Source organism: Nostocoides vanveenii (genome assembly GCF_039531165.1).
Classification (GTDB): Bacteria; Actinomycetota; Actinomycetes; order Actinomycetales; family Dermatophilaceae; genus Nostocoides_A; species Nostocoides_A vanveenii.
The window spans coordinates 49,925-65,680 of sequence record NZ_BAAAPN010000059.1 but is presented as its reverse complement, the minus strand read 5'-3'; the positions used below and the strand labels follow the sequence as shown (position 1 = coordinate 65,680).

Genomic DNA, 15,756 nt, shown 5'->3' with positions numbered 1-15,756 from the left:
AGCCATGTTCCGAACGCGACGCTCGCCGTGGTTGGCGGCCGGCTATGGCCTCGGCCACATGCTCATGGCCGTGCCCGTCGCGTTGCTGATGGCCTTCGGCTCGCTGGCGTTCGGCCTCTCGGTCCTCGGCGTCGGGCTGCTGTTGATCCGGCCCTGGGCACCGGCGGTGGCTGCCTTCGCGAGGGTCAACGCGGCGATGGCGCAGAGCTTCCTCGGCCGCGAGGTCCCGGTGCCTGTCTTGCCCCGCGACGAACCCGGCATCTGGCCGCAGGTGCGCCGCTGGCTCGGCGCGCGGGCCTTTTGGCAATACGTCCTGTGGTTCCTCTTCGCCGCATCCGGCGGGCTGATCCTCTCCGCGCTCTCCGCGGCGTTGCCCGCGGGCGTGATCGCCCTGGTCGCGACCGCCTTCGGGCTGTGGGCAGGCGAGGGGGCTCCGACCTGGGTGTCGTTGCTGCTCATCGGTATTGCCGTGGTGCTCGTTCCGGTGTGGTGGATCCTCGGGGACTTCTTCATGCGGTTGCGCACCGAGACGGAGGCGGCCATCCTGCGACCCGATCCCCAGGCCGCCCTCGAGCGCCGGGTCGCCGACCTGACGACCTCCCGGGCCGACGCGGTCGACGCTTCGGCCGCGGAGATCCGGCGTATCGAGCGCGATCTGCACGACGGTGCGCAGGCCCGCCTCGTCGCGCTGGGCATGAACCTCGGGATGGCTGCGGATCTGCTCGACCGGGACCCGCAACTTGCCCGCCAACTACTCCAAGAGGCTCGCCAGAGCACCGGCACGGCCCTCGGCGAGTTGCGGTCGGTCGTGCGCGGCATCCATCCGCCCGTGCTCGCGGATCGTGGGCTCATCGGGGCCGTCCAGGCACTCGCCCTGGATCTGCCGATCCCGGTGACCGTCGATGCGGCCCTGCCGGGGCGCCTGCCGGCTCCGGTGGAGTCGGCAGCCTATTTTGCGACGGCAGAATTTCTCGCCAATGTCGTCAAACACTCGGGGGCGCGCAACGCCTGGGTCGTCATCGCTGCGCCCGAGGGACGGCTGCGGCTGCTTGTCGGTGACGACGGGAACGGTGGTGCCGATATGGGCCGGGGGAGTGGCCTGGCCGGAATCGCTCGGCGGCTGGCGGCTTTTGACGGCACGATGGAGATGTCGAGCCCGGTGGGCGGGCCGACTGTGATCACTGTGGAGATCCCATGCGAGTGGTTGTCGCCGAGGACCACGTCCTCCTCCGGGACGGGCTGACCCGGCTGCTGCGGGCATACGGCTGTGAGGTCGTGGCGGCGTTGGAAGGCTCGGCCGGACTCGACGAGACGCTGCAGTTGCCCGAGGCCGAGGTGGCGATCCTCGACGTGCGACTGCCGCCGACCTTCAGCGACGAAGGCCTGCGGGCGGCGATCCGGGCTCGCGCCACCCGGCCCGGCTTCCCGGTGCTGGTGCTGAGTCAGTATGTCGAGCAGTTGTACGCCCGCGAGTTGCTCGCCTCGGGCGAGGGCGCGGTGGGCTACTTGCTCAAGGACCGGGTCGCCGACACCGGGGAGTTCATCGACAGCGTGCGTCGGGTCGCTGCCGGCGGCACTGTCCTGGACCCGGAAGTCGTTGCGGCACTGATGAATCGGCAGCGCAACGCGCCGGTTGACCGGCTCAGCCCGCGCGAGCGGGAGGTGCTGGAGTTGATGGCCCAGGGCCGCTCGAACCAGGCCATCGCCGAGGCGCTTTTCGTCACCGAGAAGGCTGTCGCCAAGCACATCAACAACATCTTCACCAAGCTCGATCTGCCCGTCGCGGTCGATGACAATCGCCGCGTGCTAGCCGTCCTGGCGTGGCTCAAGATCTGACAGCGCACTCGGCGCGGCGGGCCGGGAGATAGGCCGCGACTCCGAGCAAGCTGGTCAGCCCGACGGCGAGCATGGCCAGCCGGATCGACGCCCGGTCGGCCAGCAGACCGGCGAGGGGGCCGGCGACGCCGAAGGCCAGAAAGGCGAACATCGAGTTGATCGACAGCACGGTCGCCCGGTTGCGCGCCTCGGCCTCGCGATGCAGCAGCGCGCTGTGCGGCGGGCCGTTGACGCCGTGCCAGGTGTAGGTGAACAGATACGCCGCGATCAGGCCCGCGGGCGTGAACGCCCACGCCATCAACAGCACGCCAGTGGCGTTCAGGGTGCGGCCGAGCATCGCGGCCCGGGCCACCCCCCAGCGTTTCGACGCCTTGCCGGCGATCCACGTGCCGAGGGCAAAGATGCCCCAGCCGACCGCGGCGACCGGACCCATCGTGGCGCCGGCGGCCTGGGCGCTGCCGAGCAATTCCTCCAAGCGCAGAGGAAGCAACGACTCGAAGGCGACCATGCCGATCGACCAGGCGATCTCGGCGAGGATGATGCCGAGGAGGACCTTGTTGGTCGCCAGCAGGCGCACCCCCGATGCGATGACCGCAGGGGCCTCGCGCGCCGAAGCCCAGGCGTGCCGTTCCTGCTCGCCGGTGGAGATCGCGCGTGGCCCCTCGCGCAGCAGCAGCCAGGTCGCAGCCAGATGCACGACATTGAGCAGCGCGAAGACGGCCACCGCCAGGTCGATGGCCGCGAAGGCCCTGACCGGGTGCCACCAGATCAATCCGCCGCTGATCAGGGCACCAGCTCCCACGGCCAGGCCGAGCACCGTGCCCGCGCGGGATAACTCCTGATCGACATCCGCGCCCGGACTGCCCTCGTGGACGGTGTCGACGAACCACGCCTCCAGGGGGCCGGAATCCAGCGCTCGGAAGGTGCCCATGAGCGCCGCCGCCCCCACGAACTGCCAGAAGTTCTGGGCGAACAGATAGGCGGCGCCGGCGAGCACATTGACCACGGCAGCGGCCAGGTAGACCGCCCGGCGGCCGAAAGCGTCGGCAAAACCGCTGGTCGGCAGCTCTAGGGCGAAGCAGGCGAAGCCCGAGACTGCGGCTGCCGTCATCGCCTGCGCGATGGTCAATCCGCGTCCGGTCTGGATGAGGATGAAGATGCCGACGACGAAGCCGACCGGGAACCAGCGCGTGAAATTGAGCAGATAGAAGATCCGCGTCGCCTGCTCCAGGGACATTGCCGTATGCCGCATGGCCGTGCTCATCGGCGCGGCGCCTTGTCCATGTCGATCGGATAGAACACCAGATAGACCGCAACCCGCTTGGCTTCCGGATTGCCTTGCCCCACACGCCGATAGCGCTCGACGACGGTGTCGATCTCGGCGTGCATGTCCCGGAGCTGATCGGCCGTGACCACCACCATGTCGTCGTTCATGCTGGCCCGGTTCCGCCACACGCCCGGCCAGTTGCCCTGGACATCGAGCCATCGACCGAACTTCTCGGTGAAGTGGCGCAGCCAGTCTCGCGTCAGCCAGCCCATCGCCGTCGCCGCATCGTCATCGTCGTCGAAGTCGCTGACCTCGAACTGGGTCATTGTCGAGGCCGCCGCCCACACGCGTGACTTGCCGTCACCGTCCCCGGTGTCGACGACCAGGCCCACCTCCGCCAGTTTGCGCAGGTGGTAGGACGTGGCCCCCGAGTTGGTGCCCAGAGCTGCGGCCAGGGCGGTCGCGGTGGAAGGGCCGTTCATGCGCAACGCACCGATCAGGCGCGAGCGAAGGGGGTGGGCGAGGACTTTCACGCTGGTCGAATCCAGGCGGATGAAGTCGGCGGACTCACTCATAGAATGCACAATACATGTGCATACTTCGTTTGCAAAACTATTATGCGATTGTCCGCCCTGCGGCATACGCGCAGGTCAGGGGGTTCTCTGGGCGCGCGGTGCTGGATTTGGGAGGCGAGGGAAGGGCCCCTAAACTTGAGTCGTTGTGCCGTGCGCCCCTGGTGGGCGGATCAACCGCGAGGGCTATCGCCCGGCGGGAGCACGCGGCATACGAGCCTCATCCGAATCTCACGTAAGGCAAGACGTTGCGTACTTTCACCCCCAAGGCGGGCGACGCCGTCCGTCAGTGGCACGTCATCGACGCCACCGATGTCGTCCTCGGGCGCCTCGCGAGCCAGACCGCGGCGCTGCTGCGTGGCAAGCACAAGGCGACCTTCGCCCCCCACGTCGACATGGGCGACTTCGTCATCATCATCAACGCCGACAAGGTCGCGCTGACCGGCGCCAAGCTGCAGCAGAAGCGCGCCTACCGCCACTCCGGCTTCCCGGGCGGCCTGAAGTCCGAGACCTACGCTCAGCTGCTCGAACGCGACCCGGCCAAAGCCGTCGAGAAGGCTGTCCGCGGCATGCTGCCCAAGACCACGCTCGGTCGTCAGCAGCTGACCAAGCTGAAGGTCTACGCCGGTGCCGAGCACCCGCACACCGCCCAGCAGCCCAAGCCCTTCACGATCTCCCAGGTCGCGCAGTAACGGCGCCGATCGAGAACCGACACAAAGGAAATCACGCCGTGACTGACACCACCTACGAGCTCGATGACGACGTCGAGCTGACCGAATACACCTCCGAGTCCGAGGGCCCGGTCTCCGGTGAGCCCGCCCGCCGCCCCACCGCCTCCGCCCCCGGCGGCGGCACCGGCCGACGCAAGCAGGCCATCGCCCGCGTGCGCATCGTCCCGGGCACCGGCGAGTGGACCATCAATGGTCGCTCGCTGGAGAACTACTTCCCCAACAAGGTCCACCAGCAAATCGTGAACGAGCCGCTCAAGGCGCTCGAGCTCGACGGTGCCTATGACGTGCTCGTCCGCGTGCACGGCGGTGGCCCCTCCGGCCAGGCCGGCGCGGTCCGCCTCGGTGTGGCCCGCTCGCTTAATGGCGTCGACTCCGAGCTGAACCGCCCGACCCTGAAGAAGGCCGGTTACCTCACGCGCGACGCCCGCGTTCCCGAGCGCAAGAAGGCCGGTCTGAAGAAGGCCCGCAAGGCGCCGCAGTACAGCAAGCGCTAAGTCACCCCACGAGGTTCCTCGCTCGCAAGCTCGCGGGCGATACTTCTCGGGGACCCCGACGGGCCTGCGGCCCCAGCGCAAAGGCGCGGCTCTCCCTTGGCGAGCCGCGCCTTTGCTGTGTCCGCGGTCAGCGCTCAACGGTTACCTGTAGGTAGGTGTGACGAACCGGGCGCCAGGGCGCCCGCTTTGCCACCACCCGCGGTAACCGCGCGGTGACCAGCCGGTGGAGCGCACCACGGCATACGTCACGCCGGACAGCAGGGCGCAGCTGGCGGCCGACGCGAGGCGCAGGCCGGGCGGGAGGACATCGGCGGCGGCCGTGCCTCCCCGACTTCCCGAGCCCCAGGGCAGCCCGGCGGCCAGGCCCGCCTGGAATAGGGCCACCCCGCCCAGCAGCCCGATCTCGACATATCTGGCAGCTACCACGCCTTATATCTAGCAGATATCCTGGCGTTGTGTCGCGCCGCCCCCAGACCGAACTCGCCGTGCTCGGTGCGCTGTCCACTGGCTCGATGACCGGCTACGAAGTGCGGGCGGCGATAACCGAGATCCTCGGCGACTTCTGGCATGAGAGCTTCGGCCAGATCTACCCGGCGCTGAACGCCCTGGAGCAGGCCGGCGCGATCGCCCGGTCGACGCCAGGACGCACCTCCGGCAGCCGCTTCGAGATCACCCCGGCGGGCACAGTCCTGCTGCGCGAGCGGCTGGCCGAGCCGCATCACGCCACGCCACCTCGCAACGGCCTGCTGCTGCGTTTGTTCTTCGGCACCCAACTGCCGCCCGGGCGCAGCCGGGAGCTTCTCGAAGCGGAGATCGAGCGTGCCGAGGTCGCGCTGGCGCGATTCGCCGCCATCCGGGCCGATATGGACACCGAGCCACCCGGCGCCGAACACGACTATCGCGCGCTCACGCTGGCGTATGGCGAGCATCACGCCCGTGCCCATCTCGCCTGGGCCACCGAGGCCCTCCGTGCCCTGCCCGACCGGGACTGACGCGGGGCGCAGGCGGGGACGCGCGGCCTGCGGGCGCGGCCCGATGCGGATCACGACTACCATTCACGTCGGCTCTGGTGGCCGATCGGCCCCCACAGAACTTGGAAGGCACCCCCTGATGGCACGACTTTTCGGCACCGACGGCGTGCGCGGACTCGCGAATGACAAGATCACCGCCGAGCTCGCTCTGGGCCTGTCCATCGCAGCGGCTCAGGTGCTCGGTGAGCCCGCCCGGGCCGTGGGTCGCAAGCCGAAGGCCGTCGTCGGACGGGACCCGCGCGCGTCGGGGGAGTTCCTCGCGGCGGCCGTCATTGCCGGGCTCGCCTCGGCGGGCGTCGATGTCCATGACGCCGGCGTGCTGCCCACGCCGGCGGTGGCCTTCCTGACGGCCGACATGGACGCCCACTTCGGCGTCATGCTCTCGGCCTCGCACAATGCCATGCCCGACAACGGCATCAAGTTCTTCGCGGCCGGCGGGCACAAGCTCCCCGACGCGGTCGAGGACGAGATCGCCGCGCTCTACGGCAAGGACTGGGTCCGGCCGGTGGGTGCCGAAATCGGCCGTGTCCACCGCAACCGCGCCGGCCAGGCCCGGTATGTCGCGCACCTCCTCGCCGCGCTGCCCAACCGGTTGGACGGGCTCACCGTCGTCATCGATGGCGCGCATGGGGCAGCGAGCGCGGTCTCGCCGGAGGTCTTCCGGCTCGCGGGGGCCGACGTTTTCGAGATCGGTTGCGAGCCGGACGGGCTCAACATCAACGATGGCTACGGCTCGACCCACCTCGAGCACCTGCAGGAGGCCGTGGTCACGCGCGGCGCCGACTTCGGCATCGCGCACGACGGCGACGCCGACCGCTGCCTGGCCGTCGATGCCGCCGGTGAGGTGGTCGACGGCGATCAGATCATGGCGATCCTGGCGCTGGCGATGAAGGACCGCGGCGCCCTGGCCGACGACACGCTCGTGGCCACCGTCATGTCGAATCTCGGTCTGCTGCAAGCGATGTCGCGCGAGGGCGTGACGGTGCTCAAGACCGGCGTCGGTGACCGTTATGTGCTGGAGAAGATGCGCGAGGGCAACTTCTCCCTCGGTGGCGAGCAGTCCGGGCACGTGATCATCAGCGACCACGGCACGACCGGCGACGGTGTGCTGACCGGTCTGCTAGTCGCGGCTCGCGTGGCGGCGACCCGCACACCTCTGGCCGAGTTGGCCGCGGTCATGACTCGGCTGCCGCAGGTGCTCGTCAACGTCAAGGGCGTCGACACCGCACGGGTCGAGTCCGACGAGACGCTGCAGGCGGCTGTCGCCACTGAGATCGTGGCGCTCGGGGACAACGGTCGCGTGCTGCTGCGCAAGTCGGGCACCGAGCCACTCGTCCGGGTGATGGTCGAGGCCGCCACGCAGGAGCAGGCGCGGGCGGTTGCCGATCGCCTGGCTGCCGTCGTCAAGGATTGCCTCGCCTCAGCACCACCGGTCAGTTGACCGGCGCGTAAAGGGCATGCCCGCCCGAGAGGCGTAACGGACAGATAGCGATGGACCACAATGCGGCGGACCCAATTCACACATGCTCGCCGAGCAACCCCAGGCCTTCGATCATGTACACGGGTACACCAAAGTCACCTACTGCCCTATCCCAAGATCACGGGACGTGATCGTCACGTCATCGCACAGGTGCATCGACCACCCTGGTACCACCGACACCGTCGGGTGTCAACGGCATCCCCAACCACATCTACGTGGCGGCTGACCTCGCCCACCTCGACCGTGCCGCAGGTGTCCCTCGGCAAAGGCTTCGACGTCGCCGTCCACGATGCGGTTCGGCCGAAATCCGTGCACGGGAATCTCCTGCGCTGCAGCGAAATCGGCGCTCTCGTCGATCCAGCGCTGGCGCCGGGCCACGGCCTCGCCGGCCGTCTGCGGGGTTCCGCAACCACCCGGAAGAGGGCGCGCAACTGGCGCGCCGTGACCCATTCGCCCGCCCGGTCGGCGACCATCCTGCGGCGGTCGCCAGTCAGGCCGAGGGCGTCCACGCCGGCATACGGGACCGGCCGGATGGCCGTGCCCTTGACCGAATGAAGGTGAATCGCCTGCAGGCGCAAGCTCATTCGGCGATTGAGACGTCGCCGACGACGGTCACAACCTGGGCCGCGCCATGGGCGAGGTGATACTCGGCGCCGACGATCGCGAGCCGGCCGTCGCTGATGCGCTCGGCGATGATGGCCGAGCGATCGGCGATCAAGTGGCAGGTCTGGGCGACGTGCTCGCCCTCGATCTGCTCGACCGAGGTCCGCCCTGCCCGCGTCGCGACCAGGACACTCGGGGTCACCCGTTCGACGATGTCGCGCAGATAACCGGGCGGCATAACCCCCGTGGCGACGGCCTCCATCGCGGCCTTGACGGCGCCGCAGGAGTCGTGCCCCAGGACCACGATCAGCGGGCAATCGAGCACCGCGACACCGAACTCGAGCGACCCGAGCACACTGGGGTCGATGACATGCCCGGCCGTGCGGACGACGAAGAGGTCGCCCAGGCCCTGGTCGAAAATGATCTCCGCCGCCACCCGGGAGTCGCCGCAGCCGAAGAAGATGGCGAACGGGTTTTGATAGCCCGCCAGCTGGTGGCGCAACCCGATGTCCTGGTTAGGGTGTTCGCTTTGCTCCGCCACGAACCGCGCGTTCCCGTCCAGCAGGCGCTTCCAGGCCGTGGCCGGGGTCAGGACCCGGTCGGGGCTCGTTGTCATAGTCCTTGCCGTTTCCCGATCGTGAACGCGACGGGTTTGGTCACCGAGGCGAAGAAGTCGTTGCCCTTGTCGTCGACGACGATGAAGGCGGGGAAGTCCTCAACCTCGATCTTCCAGATCGCCTCCATGCCCAACTCCGGGTATTCGATGACCTCGACCGACTTGATGCAGTCCTGGGCGAGCCGCGCGGCCGGCCCACCGATGGAGCCGAGATAGAAGCCGCCGTGCGCCTGGCAGGCATCGGTGACCTGCTGGCTGCGATTGCCCTTGGCCAGCATGACCATCGAGCCCCCGGCCGCCTGGAACTGATCGACATAGGAGTCCATCCGGCCGGCGGTGGTCGGACCGAAGGAGCCTGACGGCATACCGGCCGGTGTCTTCGCCGGGCCGGCGTAGTAGACCGGGTGGTCGCGCAGGTAGGCCGGCATTTCCTCGCCGGCGTCGAGCCGTTCGCGGATCTTGGCGTGCGCGATGTCGCGGGCCACGACCAGCGGGCCGGTCAGCGACAGGCGGGTCTTGACCGGGTGCTTGCTCAACTCGGCGAGGATTTCGGGCATCGGTCGGTTGAGGTCGATGGCGACGACGGCGCCCTGGCCGGTCGAGCCCGCGCCGACCGCCTCGCCGGCGTGGGCGCCGAGGGACTCATGGGTCGCATCGGGCAGGAACCGCGCCGGATCGGTCTCCAGCTGCTCGATGAAGACGCCCTCGGCGGTGATCTTGCCCAGCACCTGCCGGTCGGCCGAGCATGAGACGGCGATCGCCACGGGCAGCGACGCACCGTGGCGCGGCAGGCGGATGACGCGTACGTCGTGGCAGAAGTACTTCCCACCGAACTGCGCGCCGATCCCGAACTGGCGGGTCAACTCCAGGACCTGGGCCTCGAGGCCGAGGTCGCGGAAGCCGTGGCCGGTGGCGGCGTCGCCCGAGGTGGGCATCGCATCGAGGTATTTGGCGCTGGCATACTTCGCGGTCTTCAGGGCGTATTCGGCGCTCGTGCCGCCGATGACGATGGCCAGGTGATAGGGCGGGCAGGCGGCCGTGCCCAGGCCGCGGAGCTTCTCATCGAGGAAGCGCAGCATCCCGTCCGGGTTGAGGATGGCTTTGGTCTCCTGGAACAGATAGGACTTGTTGGCGCTGCCGCCGCCCTTGGCCATGAACAGGAACTTGTAGGTCGTCTCGTGGCCGACGGCGGTGTCGGAATACATCTCGATCTGCGCGGGGAGGTTGGACCCCGTGTTCTTCTCCTCCCACATCGTCACCGGGGCCATCTGGCTGTAGCGCAGGTTGAGGCGGGTGTAGGCGTCATACACACCCTCGGAGATCGCCATCTCGTCGTCGCCGTCGGTTAGGACGTGCTGACCGCGCTTGCCGACGACGATCGCGGTGCCGGTGTCCTGGCACATCGGGAGCACGCCGCCCGCGGCGATATTGGCGTTCTTGAGCAGGTCGAGGGCGACGAATTTGTCGTTATTGCTCGCCTCGTCGTCGGCGAGGATGGTGGCGAGTTGCTGCAGGTGAGCGGGACGCAAGTAGTGCGCGATGTCGTGCATCGCGGTCTCGGTCAGCGTGCGCAGCGCATCGGGCGCGACCTGCAGGAACTGGCGACCGCCCGGGCCGGCGACGACCTCGACGCCCTCGGTGGTCAGCAGCCGCCAGGGCGTCTGCTCCGTGCCATTGCTCCCCGCCCCGGGGAGCAGGTGTTCGAACGCAAAATCGGCCATCGCCGCACGGTCCTTCCCGCTGTCATCACAACTCGTCCAAGCTCGGAGCGTAGGCGCCCGCGTGCGAGACGGTAATGGCCCCGCAGCGGCTGCCCCGCTGGATCGCGGGCGTGATGTCCGCGACGCTCGCCCGGTGGAGCCGGTCGCGGGCGTCCACGCCACCGATCAGGCCGCTGGAGGACAAGCCGGACAGTAGCCCCGCCATGAACGAATCTCCTGCCCCAACGGTATCCACGACGCGGGTCGGGGGTGCGGCCAGGGTCACAAAGTCACCGGAGTTCGTCAATCGGAAGCTGACGCCGTCCGCCGCACGGGTCGCGACGGTCAGGGTTGGGCCGAGGGTGCCCCACCGAGTGAGGATCGCTTCGATGCTCATTCCCGGGTAGAGCAGTTCGAGGTCGTCGCTGCTGGCCTTGACGACATCGGAGTAGCCGATGATGGATTCGATCTGGGCGCGGACCTTGTCCAGGTCGCCCATGATGGTCGGGCGCACATTGGGGTCGTAGGACACGGTGGCCTGCTCGCGGCCCTGCTGCAGGGCGCGGACCACGTCATCGGTGCCCGGCAGGAGCACCGCGCCGATGGAGCCGGTATGGATGTGCCCGATCTCCTCGCCGAGCTCAATAACGCCCGGGTCCCAGGTGATGTCGAAGAGGTAGGTGGCCGCCCCGCCGTCGTCAATATTCGCCTGCGCCGTCGAGGTCGCGTGCTCGGTCGACTTCGAGATGACGGTGACATTGCGGCGCGAAAGATGCGAACGGATGCGTTCGCCGCGGGCGTCGTCGCCGAGGCAAGTCGCGAACTGCACCGTGTTGTCCAGGCGAGCCAGGCCGACCGCGACATTCGCCGGCGAGCCACCCACGTGCTCGACGGGATTCTCGGCATACCGCTGGGCGATGTCGATCAGCGCTTCGCCGATGACAAGGAACTCACGTGCGTCCTGCTGCCCCATTGCTGACCCTTCGAATGACGCGTGGCCCGAACCGACATCTGAACTCTACTGATTCCGCGCGGCGTCGTCCCGGCGGGCCGGCGGGGGTGAGGCGGTTTGGGCACGCCGCAGCCGATGAGCGACGATAGCCCGTATGAGTGAGCCCACCGCCGCGCCGACCGCCTCGGCCCCGACGGGGCCGGCGAGCGCGTCGGCCAGCCACTACGCGCGGGGGTCCGCGGCGAACATGGTGCGATCGCTCGCGCTCATCGTGGCCTTCATGGCCGTGATCTTCTTCGCGGTGGCGCGCACCAATACGCTGTCGGGGCCACCGGTCGACGTCTCGGGCCTGGCGACGAGTGTCGCCCGCGAGACGGGCTGGCCCATCGAGGTGCCCGCCGACCTGCCCGACGGCTGGCGCCCGAGTGCGGTGCGTTTTGTGCCGTCCACCGACAATCTGCCGACCTGGCATGTCGGCTACACCTCGCCGGACGGGCACTACATCGCGGTGGAGCAGACCGCGGATGCCACCAAGAAGTGGATCACTCAGCAAACCAACCGGGCGCCGGTCAAGGGTGCCGAGGTGGCTGCCGGGCGCACCTGGCAGCTTTACGTGCGGGACATCAAGACGCAGAACAGCCTCGTCGCGCCCGGGCCGGGGCAGCTGACCACCATCGTCACCGGCGACGGGACGCTGGAGGAGCTGAAGGTCTTCGCCGAGCACCTGCAGCCTTTCCGCTCCTGACCGGGCGCCTCCAAACCGGGTTCTGCGGGCGGCGGGGGAGCGGCCGGACGGTTACCGGGGAGCGGCGGCCAGGGCGGCGTCCCACGCTGTGCGCGCGCCGATCAGCCGCCGATAACGCATGATGTCGCGGCGCCGGTTGACGGTCAGGGCGCCGACCAAGCGCTCGCCGTCCCGATAGAGCGCCACGAACTCCTCGGCGTCCCAGTCGCCGACAACCAGGGCCGGTTCGCCCATCGGCATCCCCACGCACTGGATGAACTGGCCATACCACTCCGACCAAAAGTAGGGCACCTCGGCGAACTCCGTGGCATGCTCCGGATCCAGCAGGTTGGCTGCGACGTGGTCGCCCTGCTGCATCGCATTGGTCCAGTGTTCGAGGCGCATCGTGGTGCCGAAGGTCGGATTGGGCCACCGCGCGATATCGCCCGCCGCCCACACGCCGTCGGCGGCCTTGAGCGTGGCATCGCACAGCACGCCGTCATTCAGGTCCAGGCCCGAGCCGGCCAGCCAATCCGTCTCCGGGATGGCGCCGATGCCCACCACCACGAGGTCGGCGGCCAGTTGCGATCCGTCGGCCAACCGAAGGCCGGCGACTCGATCGCCGCCCAGAATCTCGGAAACCGCCGTGTCGCAATGCAGTTCGACGCCGTGGCGGGCATGCAATCGAGCGAGGGCTGCGCCTGCCGTCGGCCCGACGGCGTCCCGTAGAGGCGTCGCGGCCGCTTCGAGGATGGTCGTATGGACGCCAAGCCGCCGGGCGGCGGACGCGACCTCCGCCCCGATGAAACCAGCGCCGACGACCACCAGGCGCGTTGCCCGGTCGAGTGCCTCGCGGATGTTTCGGGCGTCGCCGACCCCGCGCAGGGTGTGCACCCCAGGCAGGGTTCGGCCGGGAAGCTGCCGTGCCTTCAGCCCGGTGGCGATCACCAATGCGTCGTAGGACAGGTCCTCATCGCCGAGCGCGACCCTTCGGGAGTGCCTGTCCACCGAGGTAGCGGTGACGCCCAGCCGGGCGTCGACGTCCAGGGCATCCCAGTCCTGCTCGTCGATCAGGTAGGGCGTGGGTTCCGCGCGGCCCCAGAGGAACTCCTTGGACAGGGGTGGGCGGTCATACGGTCGGTAGTGCTCCGCCCCAACCAGGACTATCCGGCCGCTGAATCCGCGTCGGCGAAGTCCCCGGACCGCGTGCAACCCGGCCAGCGACGCACCGACCACGACGACGTGGGAGGGGGGTCCGGTCATACGGCGATCCTCCCGCAGGGCCGCGGCCCGGGTGCGGTCGGCGGGCGGTGAGTGCGGATGCGGTGAGCGCGGGAGGCGGTCAGCGGCCGGTGCAGCGCGGCTCGCGACGTTCGAGGAAGGCGGTGACTCCCTCGCGGATGTCGGCGGTGGTGAAGGCCAGGGCCAGTTGCGCCCGGAGGGCGTCGAGGGCCTCGGGGAGGGCCAGGTCCCCGGTGGCGTCCAGCGCGTCCTTGCCCATGCGCATCAGCAGCGGCGACGTGCCGGCGAGTTCGCGAGCCCACTCGGTGACGGCGCCATCGAACTGCGCGGCCGGCACGACTCGGTTGACGAATCCCCAGGTCAGGGCCTCGGCGGCCGTGACCGGCTTGCCCAGAAGCATCAACTCGTTCGCCTTCATCCGAGGCAGATTGCGATAGATGAGTGCGGAAATCATGAAGGGAAAGAGGCCGACGTTGATCTCGGGGCAGCCGAAGCTGACGCCGTCCTTGGCGATGATGAAATCGCAGGCGAGGGCCAGTCCGAAGGCGCCGGCAAGGACGTCCCCGCCGGCCGCGCAGATCACCGGCTTGTGGAGTTTGCCGATGAGGCTGACCAGGCGCGGGAATCTGTCAGGATCGGCAAACTTCTCGACGGCCGAGGAGTCCGAGGCCAGAGCGCGCAGATCGCCGCCGGCCGAGAAGATCCGCTCGTGGCTCGTGCCGATGACGACCACGCGCACCTCGTCGTCATCGCGGGCGCGCTCGCACGCGCACCTCGTCGTCATCGCGGGCGCGCTCGCACGCGCCGATGAGTTGGTCGAGCATGGCGTCCGAGAGCGCATTGCGCCGTGCCGGGGCATCGAGGGTGATTCGGGCGATGTGCACGTCGGTGACGGCATAGGTGACCAGGGCGTCGGCCATCGAGACTCCTTCGTTGGGCGAGGGGCGTTCGTCGCTGTCGTGGTCGCCGATCCGGTGCGACTAGTCCGTGCCCGCGCCCTCCGCGTCGGTCTGGGCACGCAGGCTGGCCTCGGCGCGCTCGAGCCAGGCCGTGCAGTGCGCGGCGAGCGCCTCGCCCCGCCGCCACAGGGTCATGGCGTCCTCGAGGCCGACCTGGCCGCCCTCGAGTTTGGCCACGAGACCCACGAGTTCGTCGCGGGCCTGCTCATAGGACAGGTCGGCGATGTCGGAGTCGGTCGCGGTGCTCATGGGCGGCAAGCCTACGGCGTGGGTCCGACACCGACCGGTGGCTAGGAAGGGGTCGGCGTCAGGCGTCGCTCGCCCGGACGGCGAAGTCGCCGCGGGCCACGCGCACGCGCAGCAGGTCGCCGACCCCGACCTGCTCCTGGTCGGTAACGATCGTGCCGTCGGGCTCGGTGACCAGGGCGTAGCCGCGATCGAGGGTGGCTTGCGGCGAGAGTAGCCGCGCCTGCCGGCGCAGGTGCTCGACGCGGTCGCGGTCTCGCCCGATGAGTGCCTCGGCCCGAAGATGGGCCCGCCTGCGGTAGGCCGCGATCTCCGCCCGCTGCGTCCTGACGTATGCCGTTCGGTCGGTCAGCACCGGCCGGCTGGTCAGCTCGACCAGCCGGCGGCGCTCTCGGAGGAGGTGGTCGGCGACCGCGCGGCGGAGGCGATCGCGGGCGGTGTCGAGTTCGGTGCGCACAGCGCGGGCGTCGGGAACGACGAGGCTCGCCGCGTGGGTGGGTGTGGACGCTCGGACATCCGCCACATAGTCCAGGAGGGGGGTGTCGATGTCGTGACCGATGGCGCTGACGACCGGGGTGCGGGCAGCGGCGACGGCCCGGATCAGGCTCTCATTGCTGAAGGCCAGGAGGTCCTCGACCGACCCGCCGCCGCGGGCGATGACGATGACGTCGACATGGGGGAGGGCATCGAGGTCGGCGAGCGCACGGCATACCTCCTCGACGGCATTGACGCCCTGGACAGCGACCGACCGGATCTCGAAAGCCATACCCGGCCAGCGGCGGGCGACGTTCTCCACGACATCGCGTTCGGCCGCGCTCGCGCGTCCGCTGATCAGACCGATGGTCTGCGGCAGGAAGGGCAGGCGGCGTTTGCGCTCGGCCGCGAAGATGCCCTCCGAGGCGAGCATTCGCTTGAGGTAGTCGATCCGCGCCAGCAGTTCGCCGATGCCGACCGGCCGGATCTGACGGGCATCGAGGGTCAGCTGGCCGCGCTGCTCCCAGAAGGCCGGCTTGCACTGGATGACCACCCGTTCGCCCTGACCGACCGGGCGCGCCATGGCATCGAGCGCCGTGGCGGCGATGGCGACCGAGAAAGACATATCGACGTCGGGGTCACGCAAGGTCAAAAAGGCCGTCCGGCCACCTGGTCGCCGGTTGAGTTGGACGATCTGGCCTTCGATCCAGACGACCGACATCTTCTCGATGTACTCGCCGATCTTCATGCTCAGCACGCGCACCGGCCAGGGGTGCTCGGGCGTGGTGTCGGCCGCCCGTTCGGGCAGGCTGGCGGGCGAGCTGGTCAC

Annotated in this window: 19 protein-coding genes; 8 read left to right on the top strand and 11 right to left on the bottom strand. The window is 69.2% G+C overall.

Annotated features, from left to right (window positions below; all coding sequences use genetic code 11):
* Positions 1–4: 4 nt before the first annotated feature.
* Positions 5–1,243, top strand: coding sequence for a sensor histidine kinase (locus ABD209_RS15055; RefSeq protein WP_344067658.1), 1,239 nt, complete (start codon positions 5–7; stop codon positions 1,241–1,243).
* Positions 1,195–1,836, top strand: coding sequence for a LuxR C-terminal-related transcriptional regulator (locus ABD209_RS15050; protein ID WP_344067656.1), 642 nt, complete (start codon positions 1,195–1,197; stop codon positions 1,834–1,836). The genes ABD209_RS15055 and ABD209_RS15050 overlap by 49 nt, the downstream gene beginning before the upstream one ends.
* Here the strand turns inward: ABD209_RS15050 and ABD209_RS15045 are convergent.
* On the bottom strand, positions 1,826–3,100 hold the full coding sequence (locus tag ABD209_RS15045) for an MFS transporter (RefSeq protein ID WP_344067654.1): 1,275 nt from the start codon (positions 3,098–3,100) through the stop codon (positions 1,826–1,828). The genes ABD209_RS15050 and ABD209_RS15045 overlap by 11 nt on opposite strands.
* Complete coding sequence (locus ABD209_RS15040; RefSeq protein WP_324387685.1) at positions 3,097–3,678, bottom strand: winged helix-turn-helix domain-containing protein; 582 nt, start codon at positions 3,676–3,678, stop codon at positions 3,097–3,099. The genes ABD209_RS15045 and ABD209_RS15040 overlap by 4 nt, the downstream gene beginning before the upstream one ends.
* Positions 3,679–3,923: 245 nt before the next feature.
* Here ABD209_RS15040 and rplM point away from each other — a divergent pair, with 245 nt between their 5' ends.
* Together rplM and rpsI are read left to right on the top strand one after the other, a co-directional pair.
* Positions 3,924–4,367: a 50S ribosomal protein L13 gene (rplM, locus tag ABD209_RS15035; protein ID WP_324387684.1), complete on the top strand. Its 444-nt coding sequence runs from the start codon at positions 3,924–3,926 to the stop codon at positions 4,365–4,367.
* A gap of 38 nt (positions 4,368–4,405) precedes the next feature.
* Entirely contained in the window at positions 4,406–4,900 is a 495-nt protein-coding gene (rpsI, locus tag ABD209_RS15030; RefSeq protein WP_344067651.1) for a 30S ribosomal protein S9, read from the top strand.
* 141 nt (positions 4,901–5,041) lie between these two features.
* Here rpsI and ABD209_RS15025 read toward each other — a convergent pair whose 3' ends face one another.
* On the bottom strand, positions 5,042–5,326 hold the full coding sequence (locus tag ABD209_RS15025) for a hypothetical protein (RefSeq protein WP_344067649.1): 285 nt from the start codon (positions 5,324–5,326) through the stop codon (positions 5,042–5,044).
* Positions 5,327–5,355: 29 nt separating this feature from the next.
* On the opposite strand from ABD209_RS15025, the gene ABD209_RS15020 reads away from it, so the two are divergent.
* From ABD209_RS15020 to ABD209_RS15010, 3 genes are all read left to right on the top strand, one after another.
* Positions 5,356–5,892 carry a PadR family transcriptional regulator gene (locus tag ABD209_RS15020; protein ID WP_344067647.1) on the top strand — a complete coding sequence of 179 codons (537 nt, stop codon included), beginning with the start codon at positions 5,356–5,358 and terminating at the stop codon, positions 5,890–5,892.
* A gap of 118 nt (positions 5,893–6,010) precedes the next feature.
* Complete coding sequence (gene glmM, locus ABD209_RS15015) at positions 6,011–7,372, top strand: phosphoglucosamine mutase (protein ID WP_344067645.1); 1,362 nt, start codon at positions 6,011–6,013, stop codon at positions 7,370–7,372.
* A gap of 291 nt (positions 7,373–7,663) precedes the next feature.
* The gene (locus tag ABD209_RS15010) at positions 7,664–7,966 is read left to right on the top strand and encodes a hypothetical protein (protein WP_344067643.1); all 303 of its coding nucleotides are present in this window, start codon (positions 7,664–7,666) and stop codon (positions 7,964–7,966) included.
* 25 nt (positions 7,967–7,991) lie between these two features.
* Here ABD209_RS15010 and ABD209_RS15005 read toward each other — a convergent pair whose 3' ends face one another.
* Genes ABD209_RS15005 through ABD209_RS14995 form a run of 3 tightly spaced genes read right to left on the bottom strand, consistent with a single transcriptional unit; the run spans position 7,992 to position 11,303 of the window.
* The gene (locus ABD209_RS15005; protein ID WP_344067641.1) at positions 7,992–8,630 is read right to left on the bottom strand and encodes a carbonic anhydrase; all 639 of its coding nucleotides are present in this window, start codon (positions 8,628–8,630) and stop codon (positions 7,992–7,994) included.
* Complete coding sequence (locus tag ABD209_RS15000) at positions 8,627–10,351, bottom strand: fumarate hydratase (RefSeq protein WP_344067639.1); 1,725 nt, start codon at positions 10,349–10,351, stop codon at positions 8,627–8,629. Before ABD209_RS15000 ends, ABD209_RS15005 begins: the two co-directional genes overlap by 4 nt.
* Before the next feature lie 25 nt (positions 10,352–10,376).
* A complete protein-coding gene (locus ABD209_RS14995; RefSeq protein WP_344067637.1) occupies positions 10,377–11,303 on the bottom strand; it encodes a PfkB family carbohydrate kinase in 927 nt (308 codons plus the stop codon).
* A 133-nt stretch (positions 11,304–11,436) separates the two neighbouring features.
* Here ABD209_RS14995 and ABD209_RS14990 point away from each other — a divergent pair, with 133 nt between their 5' ends.
* Positions 11,437–12,027: a DUF4245 domain-containing protein gene (locus ABD209_RS14990; RefSeq protein ID WP_344067635.1), complete on the top strand. Its 591-nt coding sequence runs from the start codon at positions 11,437–11,439 to the stop codon at positions 12,025–12,027.
* A 51-nt stretch (positions 12,028–12,078) separates the two neighbouring features.
* Here the strand turns inward: ABD209_RS14990 and ABD209_RS14985 are convergent, their stop codons facing one another.
* The 5 genes from ABD209_RS14985 to xseA form a co-directional block, all read right to left on the bottom strand.
* The gene (locus ABD209_RS14985) at positions 12,079–13,269 is read right to left on the bottom strand and encodes an NAD(P)/FAD-dependent oxidoreductase (RefSeq protein WP_344067633.1); all 1,191 of its coding nucleotides are present in this window, start codon (positions 13,267–13,269) and stop codon (positions 12,079–12,081) included.
* Positions 13,270–13,348: 79 nt separating this feature from the next.
* A complete protein-coding gene (locus ABD209_RS14980; RefSeq protein ID WP_344067631.1) occupies positions 13,349–14,032 on the bottom strand; it encodes an enoyl-CoA hydratase/isomerase family protein in 684 nt (227 codons plus the stop codon).
* Complete coding sequence (locus ABD209_RS14975; RefSeq protein WP_344067629.1) at positions 13,995–14,168, bottom strand: hypothetical protein; 174 nt, start codon at positions 14,166–14,168, stop codon at positions 13,995–13,997. Before ABD209_RS14975 ends, ABD209_RS14980 begins: the two co-directional genes overlap by 38 nt.
* Before the next feature lie 60 nt (positions 14,169–14,228).
* Positions 14,229–14,456, bottom strand: coding sequence for an exodeoxyribonuclease VII small subunit (locus ABD209_RS14970; protein ID WP_324386447.1), 228 nt, complete (start codon positions 14,454–14,456; stop codon positions 14,229–14,231).
* Positions 14,457–14,514: 58 nt separating this feature from the next.
* A complete protein-coding gene (gene xseA, locus ABD209_RS14965) occupies positions 14,515–15,756 on the bottom strand; it encodes an exodeoxyribonuclease VII large subunit (RefSeq protein ID WP_344067627.1) in 1,242 nt (413 codons plus the stop codon).